The organism is Rhodococcus sp. JCM 9793 (genome assembly GCF_055380405.1).
The window spans coordinates 1,355,375-1,375,814 of sequence record NZ_AP043721.1; the positions used below are offsets into that span (position 1 = coordinate 1,355,375).

A 20,440-nucleotide genomic window follows, 5' to 3' on the forward strand; every position below is an offset into this window, starting at 1 on the left:
CGAGTGCAAGGGCGGAACTGATGGGCACGAACACGATCTCCGTCGTGGAGCTGGCGGACGGCATCGCCGACGCACCGGTCCTGGGTGACGACGGTGTCGTTGTGGACCCGCTCTTGATCGTCGACCTCGACGATGCGCCGCAGTCGGTGGTCGAGCGTGCAGCAGAACGTGCGTGGGCGAGCGATCACCTGCTCGTCGGCAGGTTCACCGGTGCGTCGGTCGGTGGTGGCTCGATCGACGACGTCACCTTCGCGCCTCTGCTCGAGGCCCTCGATCTGACCTATGCGACAGGGCCCGACCCGCGGTCGACGACGGTGGTCGGTACGGATGACCTCGACGCGAGCCTGTCGGCGTTCGGCGATGCTGTCTCGCAGAATCCCCACGCGTCGCTCGTCGTTCGGCATGTGCTTCGTGCCGCCGACACCGTCGGGGTTGCTGCCGCGATCGATGTCGAGTCGCTCGGATACTCGACGTTGCAGGGTGGCCCGGAGTTCCTGCGGTGGCTCGACGAGCGTGGGCCGCGTCCGCTGCCGCCGCCTGCACTCTCCGACCCGGTGCTCGTCGCGCGCGCCGCCGACACGCTGCGTATCACGCTCAACCGGCCCGAACGGCGCAATGCCTACGGGACGCAGTTGCGCGACGCGCTGGTCGAGGCGCTTCGTATTGCCGAGCTCGACGACAGCATCGAGCGCGTGGTGGTGGACGGAGCAGGGCCGTCGTTCTGTGCCGGCGGCGACCTCGACGAATTCGGGCGTACACCCGACACCGCGACCGCTCATCTGATCCGCACTCGCGGCGGAGCGGGACGCCTGGTCGCACGGCTTGCAGATCGGATCGAAGTGCGTGTGCACGGGCATTGCGTCGGTGCGGGGATCGAGATCCCGGCCTTCGCGAATCGGGTGGTCGCGGCTCCCGGCACGGTGTTCCGGCTTCCCGAGGTGTCGATGGGGCTGATCCCCGGGGCCGGAGGTACGGCGAGCATTCCGCGGAGGATCGGGAGGTGGCGGTCGATGCATCTGTTCGTCACCGCCGGCGTCCTCGATGTCGGTCGCGCGTTCCGATGGGGGTTGGTCGACGAGGTGTCGGACCCCGTGTGACGGCCCGTACTGGGTGAATGTTCAAGAAGTCGTTGTAACGTGACCTTTATAGTGTAAAGATTGTCATAGATTTGTACTGGGGTACTCGGTCCGGGAACCCGGGGGAGTTCGTACGGCGGAGGTTCATCGATGGGACGGGCAGGGCTACGGCCGCAGAAGACGGCGATGCTGGTGGCGCAGCGGATCGTTCAGGACATCAACAAGCGGGGCAACAAGGTCGGTGATCGCCTGCCACCGGAGCGCGTCATGCTCGATGACTACGACGTGGGCAGGGGCACCTTGCGCGAGTCCTTGCGGTTTCTCGAACTGCAGGGCGTGATCTCGCTCAAGCCGGGGCCGGGCGGTGGGCCGATCGTCCAGCAGCCCGACAGTGAAGGTTTGGCTACCTCGATCACGCTCCTGCTGCAGTTCGAGAACGCGCCCTTCCGGACCATCGTCGAGGCGCGCACCGCGCTCGAACCGATGATGGCCAAGCTCGCTGCGGAGCGGATCAACGAGGAGCAGCTGGCCGACCTGAAGTACTCCGTCGAGCACATGCGAGACAACCTCGACGACGGTGAGATCTTCCTCGAGATGAGTCGCGTGTTCCACGACACCGTCGCGAAGGGGTCAGGAAATGCCTTGTTCGGCTACCTCATTCACGCTTTGCTCGACATGTTGGACGGGTCGGTGATGGGGATGGAGTACTCGGAGCGGCATCGTCGCGCCACTCTCGACATCCACGAGAAGATCTACAACGCCGTCGCCGACCGCGACCCGGAGGCTGCACTCATCGCAATGGAAGAGCACATTGCGGGCATCTGGCGTTACGAGGAGAAACATTATCCGGAAGCGCTCGAGACGCCCATAGCCTGGGGTGCCGTGAACTGACACGGTCCTATCTCTGATCCGGCCCTGCAGCGGCGGGACGACCGTTCGACGGTCGTCCCGCCGTTCTGTTTCTCCGGATCGCCGAGTTCTCGGTGACCTGGATCATGATTAAGTGTTGACAATGGAACTAATCATGCGCATGATAGTCGTGATTTGCATCACGGATGCGTGAGTGTGCTACGCACCCCAAGAGACGGAGCAGCGCATGACCCTTTCTCGCACCACCCGATCGAGGTCGCTCGGTGGCTCCGCCGTCGCGCTGGCTCTCGCCTCACTACTCGTCGCGGGATGTGCCGAATCGGCATCTGCCGGCGCCGGTGGAGGTGGCGGCGGCGTCGAGTACGGCGCCACCAAGGACGATTACATCGCGGCGTTCGAGAACGTCGAACCGATTCAGCTCTACACGCAGTCCCCTGCGCCGAAAGGATCGGCGACCGGCGTACCGGTGGAGAAATACCTCGACCGGATCACCGAATGGTCGGGTGGCAAGATCACGTTCGATGTCGCCTACTCGAATGCCGTTGCGCCCCCAGCGGAGATCGACAATGCGTTGATGGACGGGCGACTCGACCTCGGACATGTGATCCCGCAGTACGAACCGTCGGAGTACCCGGCGACAGCCGCCCTGGTCGACACGAGCTTCGTGTCGCTACAGACGCCGGTGCTCGGACCGCTGCAGTCCAATGCCTGGGCGAACGACGTGGCTTTCGACACTCCGGAGCTGATCGCGGAGTACGAGGACAAGGGCATGAAGTTGCTGTTGCCTGCCTACAACTCCGGTTCCAACGGGCTCTTCTGCGCCACTGAGCGCCGAGATCTCGCCACCACCAAGGGTTCCCAGGTCACTGCCTCGGGTCTGTCGATCAATGCGGAGGTCGCGTCGCTCGGAGCGACGCCGGTGTCGATCGCCTACACCGAACTGTTCGAGGCTCTCGAGCGTGGTATCGCAGACTGCTCGGTCACGTCATTCACCGTCGGCATGCTCGGCGGCTTCCTCGGGCAGACACCGCAGGTGGTGATCGATCCGGAGGCAGGCGTCGCGGTCGGCTGGGGCGGAATGGCCATGAGCACCGAAGCGTGGGAAGAACTTCCGCTCGTCGCGCAGCAGCTCATCTGGGACAGCCTCACCGTATACGTCGAGTCGAACATCGAGGACAAGATCCTGCCCAACACGGCCGACGGAATGAAAGCGGTCCTCGCAGCGAACGGTACCGTAGGCCCCTACGCCGAGGACGCCCGTACCGCGCTCGTCGCCGAGAACGAGCGACTCCTCGATGCACAACGGACCAACGCCGCATTCGAGGACGGTGATGCGTTCGTCGATCGCATCGGCACGTCGACCGAGAAGTGGGCATCCACCCTGTCCGAGCTCTACGAAGATGTCACCTACGACGAGTTCGCCACGTGGTACAGCCCGGAGGTGCTCGATCTCGAGGAATACAGCACGAAGGTCTACGAGGAGATCTTCCTGCCTCACCGCCCGTCCTGACCGCTACCGGAGGAAACGCATGACGCACGCAACGGGCTGCCCCGTCAGCCACACCGACTACACGCAAGAGTCCGAGATCTACGGTCATTACGCGATTCTCGATGAAGAGCGGGAGGCCGCGCGGTTCCACTTCAACGACACGACCGAACGTGGATTCTGGATGCTGACCCGCTACGAGGATGTCCTCGCGGGATTCCAGAATCACAAGAACTGGACGACGGCCGTTCGTACGGCGCTGTTCCCCGACAGCAAGATTCCGCTGCTTCCCCAGGACCTCAACGGGGAGGAACACCAGAAATTCCGGCGCATCATCAATCCGTTCTTCGCGCCCGCTGCGGTCCGGCGCATGGAAGAACTCGCGCATACCCGCTGCGTGGAGCTGCTCGAGGAGCTCGCACCCAAGGGGCACTGCAACTTCGTTGCAGAGTTCGCCATCCGCTATCCGACCGATCTGTTCCTGGTGCTGATGGGGCTTCCCGTCGAAGACGGCGACTTCTTCCTGCCGTGGACCGAAGAGATGTTCAATTGCATGCTCCAAGGCGACCTCGTCGGCGCCGAAGCTCCGAAGCAGAAGATCCTGGACTACTTCACCGTCGCCATCGACGAGCGGCGTAAGGATCCCCGCGATCCGGCCGAGGACATGGTCACGCGACTCGTCCAGGCGGAGCTCGACGGTGAACCACTCTCGCACGACACGATTCTCACCACTTGCATGTCGATCATGCTCGCAGGTCTCGACACCACCCGCTCGGCGCTCGGGTACATCTTCACCCATCTCGCGACACACGACGACGACCGACGCATGCTGATCGAAGAGCCCGAGTCGACGCGCGATGCGGTCGAGGAGTTCATCCGGATGTATCCGCTGGTGATCCAGGCGGGCCGTGAGGTGCAGGAGAGCGCTGAGTTCGAGCGCATCGACATGGGCGCGAAAGACGTGGTCTGGCTCGGAATCGGCTCGGCGAACAGGGATCCCCGCAAGTACGACGACCCGGACAAGTTCGTCCTCGGTCGACCGGGAATAAATCAGCACCTCGCATTCGGTGCCGGACCGCACCGCTGCCTGGGGATGCACCTGGCACGGCTCGAACTTGCCGTCGTCCTCGAAGAATGGCACAAGCTGATCCCGGAGTACCGGATCAAGAATGGTGCCGGACTGATCGAGCGTGGCTCTCAGCTGACCCTGAAGGAACTCGAATTGGAATGGGAGGTCTGACATGGCCGGGAATTCTGGAACGACGATGTCGATCACGCGTGAGAAGTGCATGGGGCACGGTCGCTGCTACTCCGTCGCGCCCGACCTGCTGAGCGACGACGAAGAGGGCTTCGTCGCGCAGGCCGGCGAGGACTTCGAAGTCCCGGCCGAGCTCGTCGGCCAGGCCGAGGCGTCGGTGGACGCGTGCCCGGAGCACGCGATCACCTTCACCCGCTGAATGTTCGGCTAGTGCCCACTCGGCCAGCCGCTGGAGAGATCGGTACCGACATGGACATCGATCGCCAGCGACTCGAACAACGCGTCACCCGCATCGGTCCGGATCACCGCGGAATACGTTCCCCAGCCGAGACCGGACTCGCGGGTGGCGCGTGCCGTGTATCCGAAGTAACAGTCGAGTTGCACAAGATTCGTCGCGGTGGAACGAATATCCGGCTGGCATACGAAATGTCGCTTCTCGGACGAGTCGGTGCCGCGGGCCTCTCGGAAGAAGGCCGCGACCTCGTCGCGACCCCGGAACGTACCGCGACGGGTGACGAGCGCGCCGTCGTCGGTGAAAAGCAGCGCCAGATTCTCCGGCACCGGCGCATCGAGCAGCGCGGCATAGCGGTGCATCAAACCTGCTGCAGTGCGTTCGGATTCGAGTGTGGTTACTCGGTCGATGAGGTGCTCGACGGTGGCCTGCAGACGGGATTCGGTGGACACGGGTTCTTTCCTCCTGATCGATGGTGGCTCGACTATAGGGTCTGTCGCGCGAATCTGTAAGAACGAAATTTGTTGGGTACGAAGAGAACGGATGCGACAGTTGAGTGGATCGACGAACACCGGAAGGTTCGAAGGACGGACCGCGGTCGTCACCGGTGGTGCCGGCGGGATCGGTGAAGCCGTGGTGCGGGCGTTGCACGCAGAGGGTGCATCCGTGGTCGTGGCCGATCTGCAGGAAACCGGCGCGGCGCTTGCAACGGAGCTCGGCGAGCGAGCGCGATTCGTGCGCACCGACGTCGCCGTCGAAGCGGATGTCGCGGCAGCCGTCGATCTCGCAGTCGACAGTTTCGGGCGGCTCGACGTGATGTTCAACAACGCCGGCGTGATGGGCACGCTGGGGCCGATCGACCGGACACCGATGGACGAGGCCGACGTGACGCTCGCGGTGAACCTACGCGGAGTGCTGTGCGGGTTCAAACATGCTGCCCGCGTGATGAAGCCGCAGGGCTCGGGGGTCATCATCTCGACGTCGAGCCCGGCCGGGGTCCTCGGCGGCGTCGGGCCGCACGTGTACAGCGCGGCGAAGGCCGCCGTCGTGGGTCTGTCGAAGTCGGTGGCGGCCGAGCTTCGGCCGTTCGGGGTGCGGGTCAACACCGTGATTCCGGGAGCTGTCGTCTCACCGATGACTGCTGCCGTCGTGGCGGACGGTGCCGACGATCTCGCCGGTGCGACCACGGCGCTCGGTGGCAGTGCTCTGATGGACCGTGCACTCACACCGGAGGACGTTGCTGCCGGCGTGCTCTTCCTGGCGAGCGACGCCGCCGCCTACGTCACCGGGGTGACGTTCCCGATCGACGCCGGGATGACGGGCATCGCGGGTCGATCGCCGTACACCAGTGGGAAATACGAGAACCCCGTGACGTTGCTGGAAGCCGGGCGCACCACCTCGGCCACCGCCCGGTCTTGATCGAGATGTTGTCGACACGGTCGACAGAGAAGGGAAGCAGAACATGCTGACAGGTAAGCGGGCACTGGTCACCGGAGCGGCCCAGGGCATGGGTCGCGATATCGCGATCGAGTACGCCCGGCGCGGCGCCGAGTTCGTCGGTGTCGCCGACCTCAACGGTGACGGGGCGAAGGAGGTGGCAGCCGAGATCGAAGCGATGGGCGTTGCCGCTGCTGCGATCACCGTGGACCTCGCGGACAGCTCGGCCATCGCAGGCATGATCGACACTGTCGTCTCTGCCGCGGGTGGCCTCGACACGCTGGTGAACAACGCCGGCGTCATGGAGAACGCATTCACCGAGCACACGACCTTCGAGGAACTTCCCGAGGACGTCTGGGACAAGGTGTATGCGATCAACGTCAAATCGGTGTGGCTCGCGACGAAATTTGCTGCACCGCATCTACGTACCTCGGGACGCGGCGCATCCGTGATCAACGCGGCCTCCGTCGCAGGCATGGTCGGCTACGGCAGCACCGCGTATCCGTCGAGCAAGGCCGCCGTCATCCAGCTCACCCGTACCTCTGCGATTGCACTGTCTCCCGATGTCCGCGTCAACGCATTCGCCCCGGGCTCGATCGAGACCCCGATGAGCCGGGCCTACCTCGACGCCGCGGAGTCGGACGAGGCCCGCGCAACCCGGAAACGTTCGATGGTCGGCGCACACCTGATTCCCCGATTCGGCACCGGCGACGAGATCGCGAAGGTCGCCGCATTCCTCGCGTCCGACGACTCGTCGTTCCTCACCGGGATCGTCGTCCCCGTCGACGGTGGTACGACGGCGTGGCGTGGACTGCGCGCATGAGCATGGCAGCGGCGATCGTCGGCGCCGGTGAGTCGCAGTTCGGCCGATCGGTGGACCGTCCGATCGCCAAGCTGGTGCTCGACGCGTGCCGCAACGCGCTCGCCGATGCGGGAGTGACGGCGTCGGACATCGACGGCGTGATTGCGGCAGGTGCGTATCCGGGGCCGGACGAAGTGTCGGTCGCACTGGGTATCGATCGCATGTACACGGCGGCTCCAGGGATACCCGCTGGCGCAGGACCGCTGGCTGCAGTCGAAACAGCTCGTGCAGCAGTGGAATCCGGGCGCGCTACCACCGTACTCGTGTACTACGGGTATGCAGGTTCGAAGCCCGGAGGTCCCTACGGCTTCCACGCGCAGGACCCGGTGAAGGCGAGCGTGGAAATGCCCTTCGGCTGGTACGGCCAACCCGTGTATTTCGCGGCGTGGGCGCAGCGCTACTGCCACACCTACGGGATCGACCCCGATACCCTCGGCTCGATCGCGGTCTCGAACCGGGTCTGGGCGACGATGACGCCGAACGCGCAGCGCCCGAAGCCGCTCACCGACGAGGACTATCTGGCGTCACCGATGATCGCATCACCGTTGCGGGCAGCGGATTGCTGTCTGATCTCCGACGGTGCCGGTGCACTCGTCGTCACCACGACCGAACGGGCGCGCGATCTCGCAGGTGCACCTGTCGTCGTGGCAGGATCGTCGACCGTGGCTGTGGGCCCGTCCATGACCTCGTACTTCACTCAGGCCGAGGACATGTGCTCGTTCGGTTCCGCGGTCTCCGGTCCGCGCGCGTTCGCTGACGCAGGGCTCACTCCGGCAGACCTCGATGTCGCCGAGATCTACGATTGCTTCTCGATCTCGCAGGCGATCCAGATGGAGGATCTCGGACTCTGCGGTCGCGGTGAGGCGGTGGAGTTCCACCGAGCCGGACACACCCTGCCGGGTGGTTCACTGCCCGTCAACACCCACGGCGGACACCTCGCGTACGCATACATCCCGGGCATCGTCCACGTGATCGAAGCCGTACGCCAGGTTCGCGGTATACGTGGACAGGCACAGGTGCCCGATGCGTCGACCGCACTGGTCGCTGCGCTGGCCGGCGGCGAGCACACGACGTTGATCCTGACGAAGGACAGGTGAGAAACGTGACCGAGACCGAATTTTCCGCTGGGAGCATGTCGGTGCCGGAATTCGCGCCACCGAACGATGTGCCGGAACTGGCGCCGTTCTGGGAGGGCATCGGCCGCGGCGAACTCGTGTTTCCGCGGTGCCGCGCATGCCGGCGTTGGCATTGGTATCCGGGCCCGGGTTGCCCGTGCGGTCACGACGACGAATTCGAGTGGTCCGCGGTCGACGGCAGGGGCGTGATCTACTCGTTCACGACCGTGCATCGCGCATTCCTACCGTCCGGATCCGCTCCGCCGTACACCGTGGCCCTCGTCGAATTCGAGGATGCGCCGGGTGTGCGCCTAGTGACGAACCTCGTCGGAGAAGGTGCCGCCGCTCCCCGGATCGGCGACCGGGTGGTCTCGTCTCCCACCGTCTTCGAAACACATACCTTGCCGACCTTCGCGCTCGAGCGGGACCGGCCCGAACGACAAAGGCGACCATGATGAAACTTTCACTGCGTTACGACATGCGCGCACCCGCAATCGGAGCACCTGCTGTCGATCTGTACCAGGCTGCGGTCGAGCAGGCCGGCTGGGCCGACTCGCTCGGATTCGACACCGTGTACATCGCTGAGCACCACGGCGCCGAGGACGGGTACTGCGCCTCCCCGATGATCCTGGGTGCCGCGATGCTCGGGCGCACCGAGCGGATCCACGTCCACTTCTCGGCGCTCGTGGCGGTCCTGCATCAGCCGCTGCGGCTCGCCGAGGACCTCGCGACCCTCGACCTCGTGGGCGGAGGTGGTCGCGTCGAGATGACGATGGGCATCGGATACCGGCCGGACGAGTTCGAGATGTTCGACGTCCCGATGAAGCGCCGTGTCCGGATCCTCGAGGAGATCATCGATGTCCTGGACAAGGCCTGGACCGGTGAGCAATTCGAGTTCCGCGGAAAGACGGTGCGGGTGCGTCCGACACCCGCCGGCTCGTCGCGCCCTCCGATCTACATCGGCGGCTCGGCCGACGCGTCGGCGGCACGTGCAGCAAGACTCGGCGACAACTACATGCCCGCCGGGTCGGAGAAGGATCGGCTGTACGCGCTGTACGACGCCGAACGCACCCGACTGGGGCTGCCGATCCCTCCGCGCCCCGCGCCGGCGGGCCCGCTGTTCCTGCACGTGACGAACGACCCCGACCGCGATTGGGAACTGCTCGCGCCGCACCTGATGTACACGACCAACATGAACGCGCAGTGGGCGAAGGAACGCGGTGTGGGCACCACGGGGTACACGCATGTCGAGACCGTGGACGATCTGAAGAAGCAGCCGCAGTTCGTCGTGCTCACACCCGAACAGTGCGTCGAGTTCGCGCGGCAGCGGGGCGACGACTCCGAATTGATGTTCCAGCCGCTCATGGGCGGGCTTCCACCCGAAATCGGCTGGCGGAGCCTCGAATTGTTCGCCTCCGACGTGCTCCCGGAACTCGAGGAACTCGGTCTATGCGATTCGGCTGTGCGGCAGCCGACCACGACTTCGGCATACTGAGCCGGATCATCACGAAAATGAGGGAGTCGATCATGAGGTATCGATCGGTTGCGTGTGCTGTCGCAGGGCTGACTGCGGGTGCGAGCGTTCTGACGGCTTGTGCCGAGTCGGCCGGTGGTGGTGGCCAGGGTGGTGGTGCCGGTGTCGAATACGGCGCGAGCATCGAGGTGTATCAGGAAGCGTTCGAGTCCGTCGATCCGGTGGTCATCCACACCCAGTCGCCAGCGGCCAAGGATGCGTCGGGTGGTCAGCACATCGAAAATTACGCCCGTGCGGTGTCCGAATGGTCAGGGGGCAAGATCACCTTCGACATCGTGTACTCGAACGGTGTGGCGTCGCCGACCGAATCGGACGATGCGGTGCAGGACGGCAGGCTCGACATGGCCCAGGTCATGGGTGCGTACGAACCGCAGGAGTACCCGGTCACCTTTGCACTGAACAACGCCAGTGTGTTGTCGGACAACAGCGTGATCGTCGGAAGCCTGTCGTCCAATGCGTGGCCGGTCGATGTGGCGTTCTCGTCGCCGGAATTCTTGTCCGAGTACGAAGACCACGACATGAAGGTGCTCGTCCCGTCGTTCAACTCGGGTTCGATCGCCCTGATCTGTGGGCAGGCCCGAAACGATCTGGCCGAACTGAAGGGCCAGTCGATCGCATCGGGTTCGGCGACCCTCGGTACACAGGTCGCGGCGCTCGGAGGCAACCCCGTGTCGATCGGGTACACCGAGTACTACGAGAGCCTCCAGCGCGGGGTAGCGGCATGCGCGGCCACCACACTGACCGCGGGTATGATCGCGGGAATCATGGAGGTCGCGCCCCACGTCGTGATCGATCCCGACGCGGGATTCGTGAACACGTCTGGTGCTCTGGCGATGAATGCCGATGTGTGGGATGAGCTTCCGCTCGTTGCGCAGCAGCTGATGTGGGATCGCCTCGACGTGTTCATCGAAGGCAGCATGAACAAGATCTGGGAGGGGACGGTCGACGCTTCGGCGACCATCGCACAGTTCAACGGTTCGGCCGAGCCGTTCGCCGACGATGCCCGCGACGCGTTGATCGCGAAGAACGAAGAGATCGTGGACGAGCTTGCGCAGACGGCCCCCGGCGGCGACGAATTCGTTTCGCGTGTGCGCGACACCTCGGCGCAATGGAAGGCGACGGTAGCCGACCTGGGTTACGAGAACAGCGTGGACTACGCCGGTTTTGCCGAGTGGTACAGCCCCGAGAAGCTCGACACGACGGCATTCGTCGACGCACTGTTCGACGAGGTGATGCTCGAGCACCGTCCGTCCTGAGCTGCCGATCGAGCCGTGAACGTTATGTTTGAAACAGTATGTTGACAACATAACGTTCACGGCTCACGCTGTATGTATGACAAACGAGGAATTCACCCCACCGAACCCCAGCCGCGAACGTGCTCAACGCGAGTACGCCGGCCTGTTCCGGATTGCCGAACGACACGGTTCCACTGCGGAACAGCGTGCCCGTCAGTCGCACCCGGAGATGCTCGATCCGCTGGGTGCGATCCGCATCGTCGCCGCAATCGCCGGCGGCGTCCACCCTCCGGGTCCGGATGAACCCGAGGTGGACGCCGCCGACGTCACTGCTGCGCTAGGGCTCATTCCGAAGGCGAGAGCCGAGATGGATCAGCTGGAGGCGCTGGTCCTCGAGATCGCTCGTGAACGCGGAATGACCTGGCAGGAAATTGCTTTCGGTTTGGGTCTGGGAAGTACTCAGGCGGCACGCCAGCGGTACGAGCGCCTGGTGAAGCGAACCGGAGTCTGAGATTCCGTCATATCAGGGAGTGTGCGGATCCGCCCGCTTGATGGGCGGTGCGGTCTTCCAGTCGGGCATCCCGAATTCCGGGGTCCCCACCACTGCCTTCCCGCCCGACAGGTGGGTCCACTGTGCGTGGTTGAGCTGATGAATGGTGAAGCAGGCGTCGAGTGCGTTGGAGAAGCCCATCGCATCCTGACTCTGGTTCACCGACTCCTTCACGAGCAGTGCCGCCATCGTGGGTACCTGAGCAACGCGACGGGCGAACTCCAGGGTCCGTTCCGTCAGATCGTCCGCCGGGAACACCTTGCTCACCATGCCGAGGGCGCGTGCGTCCTCGGCGTCGAGGCTGTCTCCGGTGAGAAGCAGTTCCTTGGCCTTGCGCGGGCCGAATTCCCACGGATGGCCGAAGTATTCGACGCCGCACATGCCCAGTCGCGTTGCGACGACATCGGCGAACTGTGTTCCCTCCGCGGCGACGATGAGATCGCATGCCCACGTGAGCATCAGCGCCGCGGAGAACACGTTCCCGTGCACCTCGGCGATGGTGATCTTGCGGAGATTGCGCCAGCGGCGGGTGTTTTCGTAGAAGTAGTGCCACTCCTGGTGGAAGCGCGACTCGACGGCGTCCTTCGTGCCACCCGTGCAGGCGTACGACCAGTGCTGGTCGGGGCCGGGATTGCGTTCGGCCTGGTAATCCGGACTGCCGAGATCATGCCCGGAGGAGAAGACCGGGCCGTTTCCGGCGAGGATCACCACGCGCACGTCGTCGTCGGCCTCGGCGCGCAGGAACGCGTCGGTGAGTTCGACGAGGAGCCCACGGTTCTGGGCATTGCGGTACTTGACGCGGTCGAGAACGATGCGGGCGATGGTGCCCTCGTCGTGGGTCTCGTACTGCAGGTACTTGTATTCGGTGGTTGCCCGGGGATCGGTGGTCACGGGGAGTCCTTCCTGGGACAGGCTCAGACGGCCTGCGGTGATGTGGAAACGAGTGCGCGAGCTTGGTCGAGCAGAGACTGGGACACGCTGTGGAAGCGCTTCCCGAGTTCGGCGTCGACCTTGCCTGCGCATGCGCGGGCGTGGGTGCCCTCGAGGATGATGGCCAGGCGGTAGCAGGCCAGCACCTGGTACCAGTCGAATCCGGTCATGTCGCGTCCGCTCTTCTCGCCGTACCGCGCGATGAGCTCGGTTCTGGACGGTAGGCCGTCGAGTCGGCGGGCCAAGCCCTTGGTCCGGGACTCGTTCGGGTCCGGCCAGGTCGCGAGCAGATGTCCGAGGTCGAGGAGGGGATCGCCGATGGTTGCGAGTTCCCAGTCGACGACCGCGGCGACTTCGGGTCCGTCGTGCCGGAACATGACGTTGCCGAAGTGGAAGTCGCCGTGGATGACGCCTCTGCTCCACTGGGTGGGTCGATGATCGTCGAGCCATCGGCCGAGTTCGTCGACGCCGTCGAGATCAGGGCCGGGCCAGCCGTCGAGTTCGTGGTACGAATTCAGCTGCTTGCGCCAGCGACCGACCTGCCGCCCGATCCAGCCGTCGGCACGATCGAACTGTTCCTGTCCGAGCGCTGTGGGATCGACACGGCCGAGGGCTGCCGCGGCATCGACCATTGCCAGCCCCATCGCGTGCTGCAGTTCCGCGGACGATGCGTGCGGCTCCGGCACCTCCGTCGTGGCGGTGAACCCACTGATCGCGTCCATGACGAAGAAGGTGAAGCCCATGACATCCGGGTCGTCGCATGCGGCAACGAGCCGCGGATGAGGAACGTCGGTGCCTCCGAGCGCGGTGAGGATCCGTGCTTCCCGGCGCATGGTTTCGTCGCTGTTGCTGCGTTTGTGCAGCGGTGGCCTGCGGAACACGTATTCGCGGCCGTTCCGGACGAAGCGGACCAGGATGTTCTGAGTTCCGCCGGTCAGGGTGACAGCATCGCTGATCGGCCCGGTGCCGACACCTTTGCTGTCGAGCCAGGACGTCAGCATGCCGACGTTCACGGCGTTGTCGTCCACTGTGCTGACGTCCACGGCGCTGTCGTCCACTGTGCCGACGTCCACGGCGCTGCCGTTCGCAATGTCCCGATCGCTCATCGGGTTCACCTCGTGTCTTCGATCGTGTTCCGGGCGGTGCTCGATGTACTACCGGTCAGGCCGCGGAGCGGATGTACTCGTGGGTGACCGGGGCCACTCACCGCACTCTACACATTCGTGCAAACCATTGTCATGATTAGCTTCACATTCAGGCGCATGATTGTTAGAGTCCGAGTGCGAAGTCCGGTTGCTGCGGCAGAGGATCGGCGAGAGCTCGGACACACTCCGGTTCGTTCAATTCAGGTGGTGCAATGGGTATCGAAATGGTTCTCGACATGGCGACCTCGGTCGTCCCGGATCGCGTGGCCATCGGCCGGCGCGAGTCGGGGCTGACCTACGCCCAACTCGACGAAGTGGCGTCGGGAGGTGCAAGTGTCCTGAAGGAACGAGGAGCTGAGCATCTCGTGTTCGTGGGCGTCAACGGGCCCATCCTTCCGGTCCTCACGTTCGCGTCGGCAAAAGCAGGAATCCCGATCGCGCCCCTGAACTACCGGCTCGCGACCGAGCAGCTGCGCGACCTCGTCGCTCAGCTCGACACGCCGTTGATCGTCGCCGACCCCGCCTACAAGGACAAGCTCGAAGGTGCCGCCGAGCATCTGCTGACCATCGACGAATTCTTCGACGCCGCACGCGCGGCAGGACCGTCCGATCACCTACCGGCCGACGACGACAGTGCCGCGGTCGTGCTGTTCACCTCCGGCACCACATCAGCCCCCAAAGGCGTGTTGCTCCGGCATCACCACCTGACGTCCTACCTGTTCAACACCGTCGAATTCGGTTCTGCCGGTGAGGAACAAGCGACACTGATCAGCACACCGCCCTACCATATCGCGGGAATGGGCGCGGTCCTGAGCAACATCTATGCGGGTCGGCGCATGGTGTACCTGCCCGACTTCACGCCGCAGCGATGGCTCGATCTCGTCCGTGAGGAAGAGGTCACAAGCGCGATGGTGGTGCCCACGATGCTCGCCCGCGTCGTCGAGCATCTCGGTGGAGAATCTGCGGGCGCTCCGAAGCTCGCGTCGCTCGCATACGGTGGAGCTCGGATGGCGCAACCCGTTCTCGAACGAGCCCTCGTCGCATTCCCCGACACCGGTTTCGTCAACGCCTACGGACTCACCGAAACCAGTTCGACGATTGCAGTGCTCGGCCCCGACGATCATCGCGAGGCCCTCTCCGATCCTGCGCTGCGACATCGTCTGTCCTCTGTCGGACGGGTCGTGCCCGGCATGGAGGCGCAGATCCGCGCGGAGGACGACATCACCGTCCTGGCCGACGGCGACACCGGCCTCTTGTGGGTCCGCGGCGCGCAGGTCAGCGGTGAATACATGGGCAAGGGCTCGGTACTCGACGCCGACGGCTGGTTCCCCACCCGCGACCGCGCTCGGATCGAGGACGAGTTCCTGTTCATCGGTGGCCGCGCGGACGACACGATCATCCGCGGTGGCGAGAACATCGCACCCGCCGAGATCGAGGATGTCCTCGTCCGCCACGACGATGTTCGTGAGGTCGCCGTGATCGGTGTTCCCGACGACGAATGGGGCGAACGCATCTGCGCCGTCATCGTGCCTGCCGGTGAGACCCATGCCGAACCGGAGCAGGTGCGCGCGTGGTGCCGCGAGCGACTGCGCGGGTCCCGCACCCCCGACGACGTCGTCTTCGTCGACGAACTGCCCAAGACCGCCACCGGCAAGCTCGTGCGCCGTGATCTGGTCGCACAGGTCACCGCCGAGTCGGCCTGAGATCGAGGACCTGCATGTCTCCTGTAGCCGGTCTCCAGTGGGTGCTCCGGTCCCGTCCCACAGGCCGACCGAGCGCATCCGCCGTCGAGCTCGTCGATGTCGTCCTGGGCCATCCCGAACCGGGTTTCGTCCGAGTCGAGAACCTCGTGATGTCGGTCGAACCGTACATGCGCGGCAGGATCGGCGGTGAGGCCACCTACGCCGAACCGTACCCGCTCGACGAGCCGATGCAGGCGCCCACGATCGGCCGTGTCACCGCCTCGGCCGACCACTCGGTTCCTGTCGGTTCGCTCGTGAAGCACGAGTACGGGTGGCGTGAACACGCTCTCGTGCCGGTGGACGAGTGCACCGTACTCACGCACGACGACCTCGCGCCCGCCGATCACCTCGGGCCCATGGGGATTCCCGGTATGACGGCATGGGTGGGGTGCGAGCGAATCGCCCGCATCGAGTCGGGTGACGTGGTGTTCGTGTCGTCAGCCGCCGGTGCTGTCGGTTCCACCGTGGTACAGATCGCAAAATTGCGGGGCGCCACCGTGATCGGTAGTGCAGGTAGCCCGGAGAAGGTCGCCCTGGTCCGTGAGCTCGGAGCCGACGCCGCCTTCGACTACCACGACGGTTCCGTCAAGGATCTGCTCCGCGCGGCGATGACGGACGTGGGAGCGACCGGACTCGACGTCTACTTCGACAACGTCGGGGGTGAGCACCTCGAAGCCGCGATCCGCGTGATCAACGACCACGCGCGGATCGCCCTGTGCGGGATGATCAGCATCTACAACTCCGCAACCCCGCAGCCAGGGCCGAACAACCTCATCAAACTGGTCTGGCGCCGGGCCCGGATGGAGGGTTTCCTCCTCCGCGATCACCTCGATGCGCGCGAAGAATTCGAGGATCGGATGGCCGAGTGGCTCCGCATCGGCGCGGTCCGCCCCGTCCACACGGAGTTCACCGGCGGTGTCGAGGGTGCATGGGACGCGTTTCTGGGCATGCTCGACGGCACTGCGACCGGCAAGGCCGTCGTGCCACTGACTCGCAATCGGATCGAGCAGGACAGCACGACAAGCGAATCCGGCGGGATGATCTCGCCCGACAAGGAGGCAACACGATGACCGAGCAGGTACTGCCCTTGGAAGGCAAGGTCGCACTCGTCACCGGTGGAAGCCGCGGCCTCGGTCGTGAGATGGTGCTGGCCTTCGCGAAGGCGGGCGCCGACACCGTCATCGTCAGCCGCAAGATCGACAGCTGCGAGAAGCTCGCAGCCGAGGTCACCGAGACCACCGGACGCAAGGCACTTCCGGTCGCATGCCATGTCGGCGACTGGGACGCACAGGAAGCCCTCGTCGAGCAGGTGTACGCGAAATTCGGCCGCGTCGACATCCTCGTCAACAACGCCGGCATGTCGCCACTCTACGATTCTCTCGGCAGCATCACGGAAGCGTTGTTCGACAAGGTCTTCGACGTCAATCTCAAGGGAGCATTCCGGCTGACGACGCTGATCGCCCCGCGCATGGTCGAGGCCGGCGGCGGTTCGGTGATCAACATCAGTTCCATCGCCGCGGAGCGGCCCACACCGAGCGACCTGCCGTACGCGGCGGCCAAGTCCGGACTGAACATCATCACCAAGGGCTTCGCGCAGGAATACGGACCCGCGGTGCGGGTCAATGCGATCATGGCCGGCCCGTTCCTGACCGATATCAGCAAGTCGTGGGACATGGACGTCGTGGCGGAGAAGTTCAAGACACTTCCACTTCAGCGCGCCGGCAACCCCGACGAGATCATCGGCGCCGCGCTCTACCTCGCGGGACCCGGCTCCACTTACACCAGCGGCGCGATCATCCCGGTCGACGGCGGCCGCACCGCGATGCGCTGACGCGCACGCGCCGAATACTTTTCGAGAAAGGAACGCGCATGAGCTGGGGTTTCGAGACAGATCCCGAGTACCAGAAGGTCCTCGACTGGGCCGAGGACTTCGTGAAGAACGAGGTCGAGCCCATCGACAAGGTCATCACCCACGCGTGGGACCTGAAGGACCCGCTGCGTCAGAAGCTGATTCCGCCGCTGCAGGACAAGGTGCGGGAGAAGGGCCTGTGGGCGACGCACCTCGGACCGGAACTCGGCGGCCAGGGATTCGGGCAGCTCAAGCTTGCTCTGCTCAACGAGATCGTCGGGCGCACCCACTCTGGACCCATCGTGTTCGGTGCGCAGGCACCGGACTCGGGCAACACCGAGATCCTTGCCCACTACGGCACGCCCGAACTCAAAGAGCGGTACCTGAAGCCGCTGATCAACAACGAGATCGTCTCGTGCTACGCGATGACGGAACCTCAGGGCGGGTCGAACCCCGTCGAGTTCGAGACCACGGCTGTCCTCGACGGTGACGAATGGGTCATCAACGGCGAGAAGTGGTTCGGCAGTAACGCCCGCTTCGCATCGTTCTACATCATCATGGCGGTCACCGATCCCGAGGCCGAGCCGCACAAGCGTCTGTCGCAGTTCATCGTGCCGGCCGACACTCCCGGACTCGAGATCGTCCGGAACACGGGCGTGTGGGGCCACGACTACGAGGTCGGTACCCACGCCTACACGCGGTGGACCGGTGTGCGGATCCCGAAGGACCACATTCTCGGTGGTGTCGGCCAGGGATTCGAGGTCGCGCAGACCCGGCTCGGGGGCGGTCGTATCCACCACGCGATGCGCACGGTCGGCCTGGTGCAGGCATCGCTCGACATGATGCTCGAACGCGCGGTGTCGCGTACGACGCGTGGCAAGCGTCTCGGCGACCAGCAGATGGTCCAGGAGATGATCGCCGATTCGTGGTTGCAGATCGAGCAGTTCCGGCTACTGGTGCTGCGCACCGCTTGGCGGATCGACCACTACAAGGACTACCGGAAGGTCATCAAGGACATCGCTGCAGTCAAGGCTGCGATGCCGAAGGTGTTGCTCGACGTGACCTCTCGTGCGGTACAGCTGCACGGGTCGTTGGGCGTGTCGAAGGAACTGCCGCTGGGCAAGTGGCTGTTCGAGAGCTACCACATGGGCTTGGCCGATGGCGCCACCGAGATCCACAAGGTGGGTCTCGCTCGGCAGCTGCTGCGTGACGCCGAGCCGCACGACGGTCTGTTCCCGAGCTACCACCTGCCCGAGCTCGAGGAGCTCGCGCGTCGCAAGTTCGCGGCACAGTTGGCGGGTCTCGAGAACTGAATCAGAGCACGAGAGGGCCGGAGCCGCAGCGGGTTCCGGCCCTGCTCGTGTGCGCTGTCAGTGGTCGGCGGAGATGACGAAGGCCGTCGACCCTGCCAGACCGTTGGAGACCGTGACGACGGACCGCTTCGCATCCGGGATCTGGCGCTCCCCGGCGCGATTCGTCACCTGATAGGCGGCTTCGGTCAATTGGGTCATACCGTGCAGCCTGCCCTCGGCGAGGCACCCGCCGCCCGTGTTGAGCGGTAGCGTCCCGGTCGGCCGGGCATTGCCGTCGTCGATGAACGAGGCTGCTTCACCACGACCACAGAAGCCGAGGCCTTCGAGCCACGTGTACGTGAAGATCGAGAATCCGTCGTACAACTGGGCGATGTCGATCTCGTCGCGGCCGATGCCGGAAGCGCTCCAGAGCCTGTCTCCGGTCGTTTCGGAGCCGGCGAGAATATCTTCGAGCGTCATCGGCACACCGGTCGCCCCGATGTGGTTGCTCGCCGCATAGCCGGAGATCAACGCTGGAGGGTTGGGCAGATCGCGGGCGCGGTCGGCTCTGGTGAGCACGATGGCGACTGCTCCGTCGACGGGCAGGTCGCAGTCCAGCATGGTGATGGGATCGGCGATCATGCGTGACGACAGGTACTCGTCCGTCGTCAGAGTCTTGCCGCGGAAGAACGCGTTCGGGTTCAGGTGTGCGCGGTCGCGGTTGTCGACGATGAAGCGCGCGAACGATTCTCGCGTCGCACCTGCGAGGTCGAGGTAGCGGCGGGCAACGGTTGCGGCCCACCCTGCGGGCATCGAGAAGCCGTAGGGGGCGAAGAACTGGTCCTTGCCGCCTGCCCGCGCAGAGGTGAAGTTCGAGTACCTGCCCTGCGGCATGTGCAGAGCGCGGTAGAGGACGACGTGTGTGCAGGCCCCGGCTACGAGGGCATTGATCGCGTCGATGGCGGCGTGGGTGACCATCGGCATGGTGTTGCCGAGCCACGTGATGTTGTCCCGTATCCGCAACGCTCCGGCGAGATTGCCGGGGGTGACGACGTCGATGCCGTCGCGGTTGCCCTTCTCGCCCCCGTAGACCGGCATGGTGGGGGTGGTCGCGAGGCCGTCGACGTCTGCGCGGGTCAGGCCGGCATCGGCGAGCGCGGCATCGGTGGCCTCGACCGTCAGCGACAGCAGAGTGCGTGGATTGCGGCGGATGAGTTCGGTGTAGCCGATGCCGGCGATTGCGACCTTGTCGCGGTATTCCCACATGGTCAGGCGCTCCTGTGTCGGGATGCGGGTCGGAATTGGGGCACGACGTCGCCGGGTGCCAGCTCGTCGAAGGTGACTTCCAGGGGGAGTCCGATTCGTAGGTCGGCCGGGTCGGCGTCCACAAGATTCGTGGTGATCAGCAAATTTTCTTGCTCTTCGAGTTCGGCGACCACGACGATGTACGGCAGATGATCGGCGAATCCCGGTGCGGGCGCGTCGTGCATGACCGTGTACGAGTAGAGCGTCGCGCGACCGGACATGTCCTTCCATGTCAGCTCCGCGGCACCGCACGTGGGGCAGGCGTCCACCGGAAGATGCAGGTAGCGGACGCAAGAGTCGCAGTATTGCAGCGTCAGGCGCCGCTCGCGCGCGGCGTCCCAGTAGGGGGTCGTGGTCTCGTCTGCCAGTGGTAAGGGCTTGGGTGGCGCCGTTGTCGGTGTCATGGGTCCTCGGTTCGGCATTGACATCTATTGCAGATAATGGTGATCATCTATTGTGATTGTGTGATGCCAGTCTCGGCCCGTCAAGCCTCCGTGCCCCGGGGGGGTGCCACAAATCGGA

Annotated in this window: 21 protein-coding genes; 16 read left to right on the forward strand and 5 right to left on the reverse strand. The window is 64.8% G+C overall.

Going from position 1 to position 20,440, the window contains the following annotated elements; all coding sequences use genetic code 11:
* Window positions 1-20 precede the first annotated feature (20 nt).
* The 5 genes from ACZ46K_RS08560 (at window position 21) to ACZ46K_RS08580 (ending at window position 4,889) form a co-directional block, all read left to right on the forward strand.
* Window positions 21-1,097 (forward strand): enoyl-CoA hydratase/isomerase family protein, encoded by a 1,077-nt coding sequence (locus ACZ46K_RS08560; RefSeq protein ID WP_464747645.1) that lies wholly within the window; start codon window positions 21-23, stop codon window positions 1,095-1,097.
* Between the two features lie 129 nt (window positions 1,098-1,226).
* On the forward strand, window positions 1,227-1,967 hold the full coding sequence (locus ACZ46K_RS08565) for a FadR/GntR family transcriptional regulator (RefSeq protein WP_054809530.1): 741 nt from the start codon (window positions 1,227-1,229) through the stop codon (window positions 1,965-1,967).
* Window positions 1,968-2,172: 205 nt separating this feature from the next.
* Window positions 2,173-3,456 (forward strand): C4-dicarboxylate ABC transporter substrate-binding protein, encoded by a 1,284-nt coding sequence (locus tag ACZ46K_RS08570; RefSeq protein ID WP_054806710.1) that lies wholly within the window; start codon window positions 2,173-2,175, stop codon window positions 3,454-3,456.
* A gap of 19 nt (window positions 3,457-3,475) precedes the next feature.
* Window positions 3,476-4,672: a cytochrome P450 gene (locus ACZ46K_RS08575; RefSeq protein ID WP_054806708.1), complete on the forward strand. Its 1,197-nt coding sequence runs from the start codon at window positions 3,476-3,478 to the stop codon at window positions 4,670-4,672.
* A gap of 1 nt (window position 4,673) precedes the next feature.
* Window positions 4,674-4,889 (forward strand): ferredoxin, encoded by a 216-nt coding sequence (locus ACZ46K_RS08580; RefSeq protein WP_464747648.1) that lies wholly within the window; start codon window positions 4,674-4,676, stop codon window positions 4,887-4,889.
* A gap of 8 nt (window positions 4,890-4,897) precedes the next feature.
* Here the strand turns inward: ACZ46K_RS08580 and ACZ46K_RS08585 are convergent, their stop codons facing one another.
* The gene (locus ACZ46K_RS08585; RefSeq protein WP_054806707.1) at window positions 4,898-5,374 is read right to left on the reverse strand and encodes a nuclear transport factor 2 family protein; all 477 of its coding nucleotides are present in this window, start codon (window positions 5,372-5,374) and stop codon (window positions 4,898-4,900) included.
* A 91-nt stretch (window positions 5,375-5,465) separates the two neighbouring features.
* On the opposite strand from ACZ46K_RS08585, the gene ACZ46K_RS08590 reads away from it, so the two are divergent.
* The 7 genes from ACZ46K_RS08590 to ACZ46K_RS08620 all read left to right on the forward strand — a co-directional run bounded on the left by ACZ46K_RS08590 (window position 5,466) and on the right by ACZ46K_RS08620 (window position 11,616).
* Window positions 5,466-6,341, forward strand: a complete 876-nt coding sequence (locus ACZ46K_RS08590; RefSeq protein WP_464747650.1) for an SDR family oxidoreductase — start codon at window positions 5,466-5,468, stop codon at window positions 6,339-6,341.
* A gap of 43 nt (window positions 6,342-6,384) precedes the next feature.
* Complete coding sequence (locus ACZ46K_RS08595; protein WP_054806706.1) at window positions 6,385-7,182, forward strand: SDR family NAD(P)-dependent oxidoreductase; 798 nt, start codon at window positions 6,385-6,387, stop codon at window positions 7,180-7,182.
* Window positions 7,179-8,318, forward strand: a complete 1,140-nt coding sequence (locus ACZ46K_RS08600) for a thiolase family protein (RefSeq protein ID WP_464747652.1) — start codon at window positions 7,179-7,181, stop codon at window positions 8,316-8,318. The genes ACZ46K_RS08595 and ACZ46K_RS08600 overlap by 4 nt, the downstream gene beginning before the upstream one ends.
* 5 nt (window positions 8,319-8,323) lie before the next feature.
* Complete coding sequence (locus tag ACZ46K_RS08605; RefSeq protein WP_464747654.1) at window positions 8,324-8,791, forward strand: Zn-ribbon domain-containing OB-fold protein; 468 nt, start codon at window positions 8,324-8,326, stop codon at window positions 8,789-8,791.
* Window positions 8,788-9,831, forward strand: a complete 1,044-nt coding sequence (locus ACZ46K_RS08610; RefSeq protein ID WP_464747656.1) for an LLM class flavin-dependent oxidoreductase — start codon at window positions 8,788-8,790, stop codon at window positions 9,829-9,831. The genes ACZ46K_RS08605 and ACZ46K_RS08610 overlap by 4 nt, the downstream gene beginning before the upstream one ends.
* 32 nt (window positions 9,832-9,863) lie before the next feature.
* Window positions 9,864-11,126: a TRAP transporter substrate-binding protein DctP gene (gene dctP / locus ACZ46K_RS08615; protein WP_464747658.1), complete on the forward strand. Its 1,263-nt coding sequence runs from the start codon at window positions 9,864-9,866 to the stop codon at window positions 11,124-11,126.
* Between the two features lie 76 nt (window positions 11,127-11,202).
* Complete coding sequence (locus tag ACZ46K_RS08620) at window positions 11,203-11,616, forward strand: DNA-binding protein (RefSeq protein ID WP_464747661.1); 414 nt, start codon at window positions 11,203-11,205, stop codon at window positions 11,614-11,616.
* 12 nt (window positions 11,617-11,628) lie between these two features.
* Here ACZ46K_RS08620 and ACZ46K_RS08625 read toward each other — a convergent pair whose 3' ends face one another.
* Together ACZ46K_RS08625 and ACZ46K_RS08630 are read right to left on the reverse strand one after the other, a co-directional pair.
* Window positions 11,629-12,546, reverse strand: a complete 918-nt coding sequence (locus tag ACZ46K_RS08625; RefSeq protein WP_464747663.1) for an enoyl-CoA hydratase — start codon at window positions 12,544-12,546, stop codon at window positions 11,629-11,631.
* Between the two features lie 23 nt (window positions 12,547-12,569).
* Window positions 12,570-13,691 (reverse strand): phosphotransferase family protein, encoded by a 1,122-nt coding sequence (locus ACZ46K_RS08630; RefSeq protein WP_464747665.1) that lies wholly within the window; start codon window positions 13,689-13,691, stop codon window positions 12,570-12,572.
* 251 nt (window positions 13,692-13,942) lie between these two features.
* Here ACZ46K_RS08630 and ACZ46K_RS08635 point away from each other — a divergent pair, with 251 nt between their 5' ends.
* Genes ACZ46K_RS08635 through ACZ46K_RS08650 form a run of 4 tightly spaced genes read left to right on the forward strand, consistent with a single transcriptional unit; the run spans window position 13,943 to window position 18,634 of the window.
* Entirely contained in the window at window positions 13,943-15,433 is a 1,491-nt protein-coding gene (locus ACZ46K_RS08635; RefSeq protein WP_054805416.1) for a class I adenylate-forming enzyme family protein, read from the forward strand.
* A gap of 14 nt (window positions 15,434-15,447) precedes the next feature.
* Entirely contained in the window at window positions 15,448-16,542 is a 1,095-nt protein-coding gene (locus ACZ46K_RS08640) for an NADP-dependent oxidoreductase (protein ID WP_054809526.1), read from the forward strand.
* Window positions 16,539-17,303, forward strand: a complete 765-nt coding sequence (locus ACZ46K_RS08645) for an SDR family NAD(P)-dependent oxidoreductase (RefSeq protein ID WP_054809525.1) — start codon at window positions 16,539-16,541, stop codon at window positions 17,301-17,303. The genes ACZ46K_RS08640 and ACZ46K_RS08645 overlap by 4 nt, the downstream gene beginning before the upstream one ends.
* A gap of 38 nt (window positions 17,304-17,341) precedes the next feature.
* Window positions 17,342-18,634: an acyl-CoA dehydrogenase family protein gene (locus ACZ46K_RS08650; RefSeq protein WP_054805417.1), complete on the forward strand. Its 1,293-nt coding sequence runs from the start codon at window positions 17,342-17,344 to the stop codon at window positions 18,632-18,634.
* 57 nt (window positions 18,635-18,691) lie between these two features.
* Here ACZ46K_RS08650 and ACZ46K_RS08655 read toward each other — a convergent pair whose 3' ends face one another.
* Together ACZ46K_RS08655 and ACZ46K_RS08660 are read right to left on the reverse strand one after the other, a co-directional pair.
* On the reverse strand, window positions 18,692-19,879 hold the full coding sequence (locus tag ACZ46K_RS08655) for a thiolase C-terminal domain-containing protein (protein WP_054809524.1): 1,188 nt from the start codon (window positions 19,877-19,879) through the stop codon (window positions 18,692-18,694).
* 2 nt (window positions 19,880-19,881) lie between these two features.
* On the reverse strand, window positions 19,882-20,322 hold the full coding sequence (locus tag ACZ46K_RS08660; RefSeq protein ID WP_054809523.1) for a Zn-ribbon domain-containing OB-fold protein: 441 nt from the start codon (window positions 20,320-20,322) through the stop codon (window positions 19,882-19,884).
* Window positions 20,323-20,440: the final 118 nt, after the last annotated feature.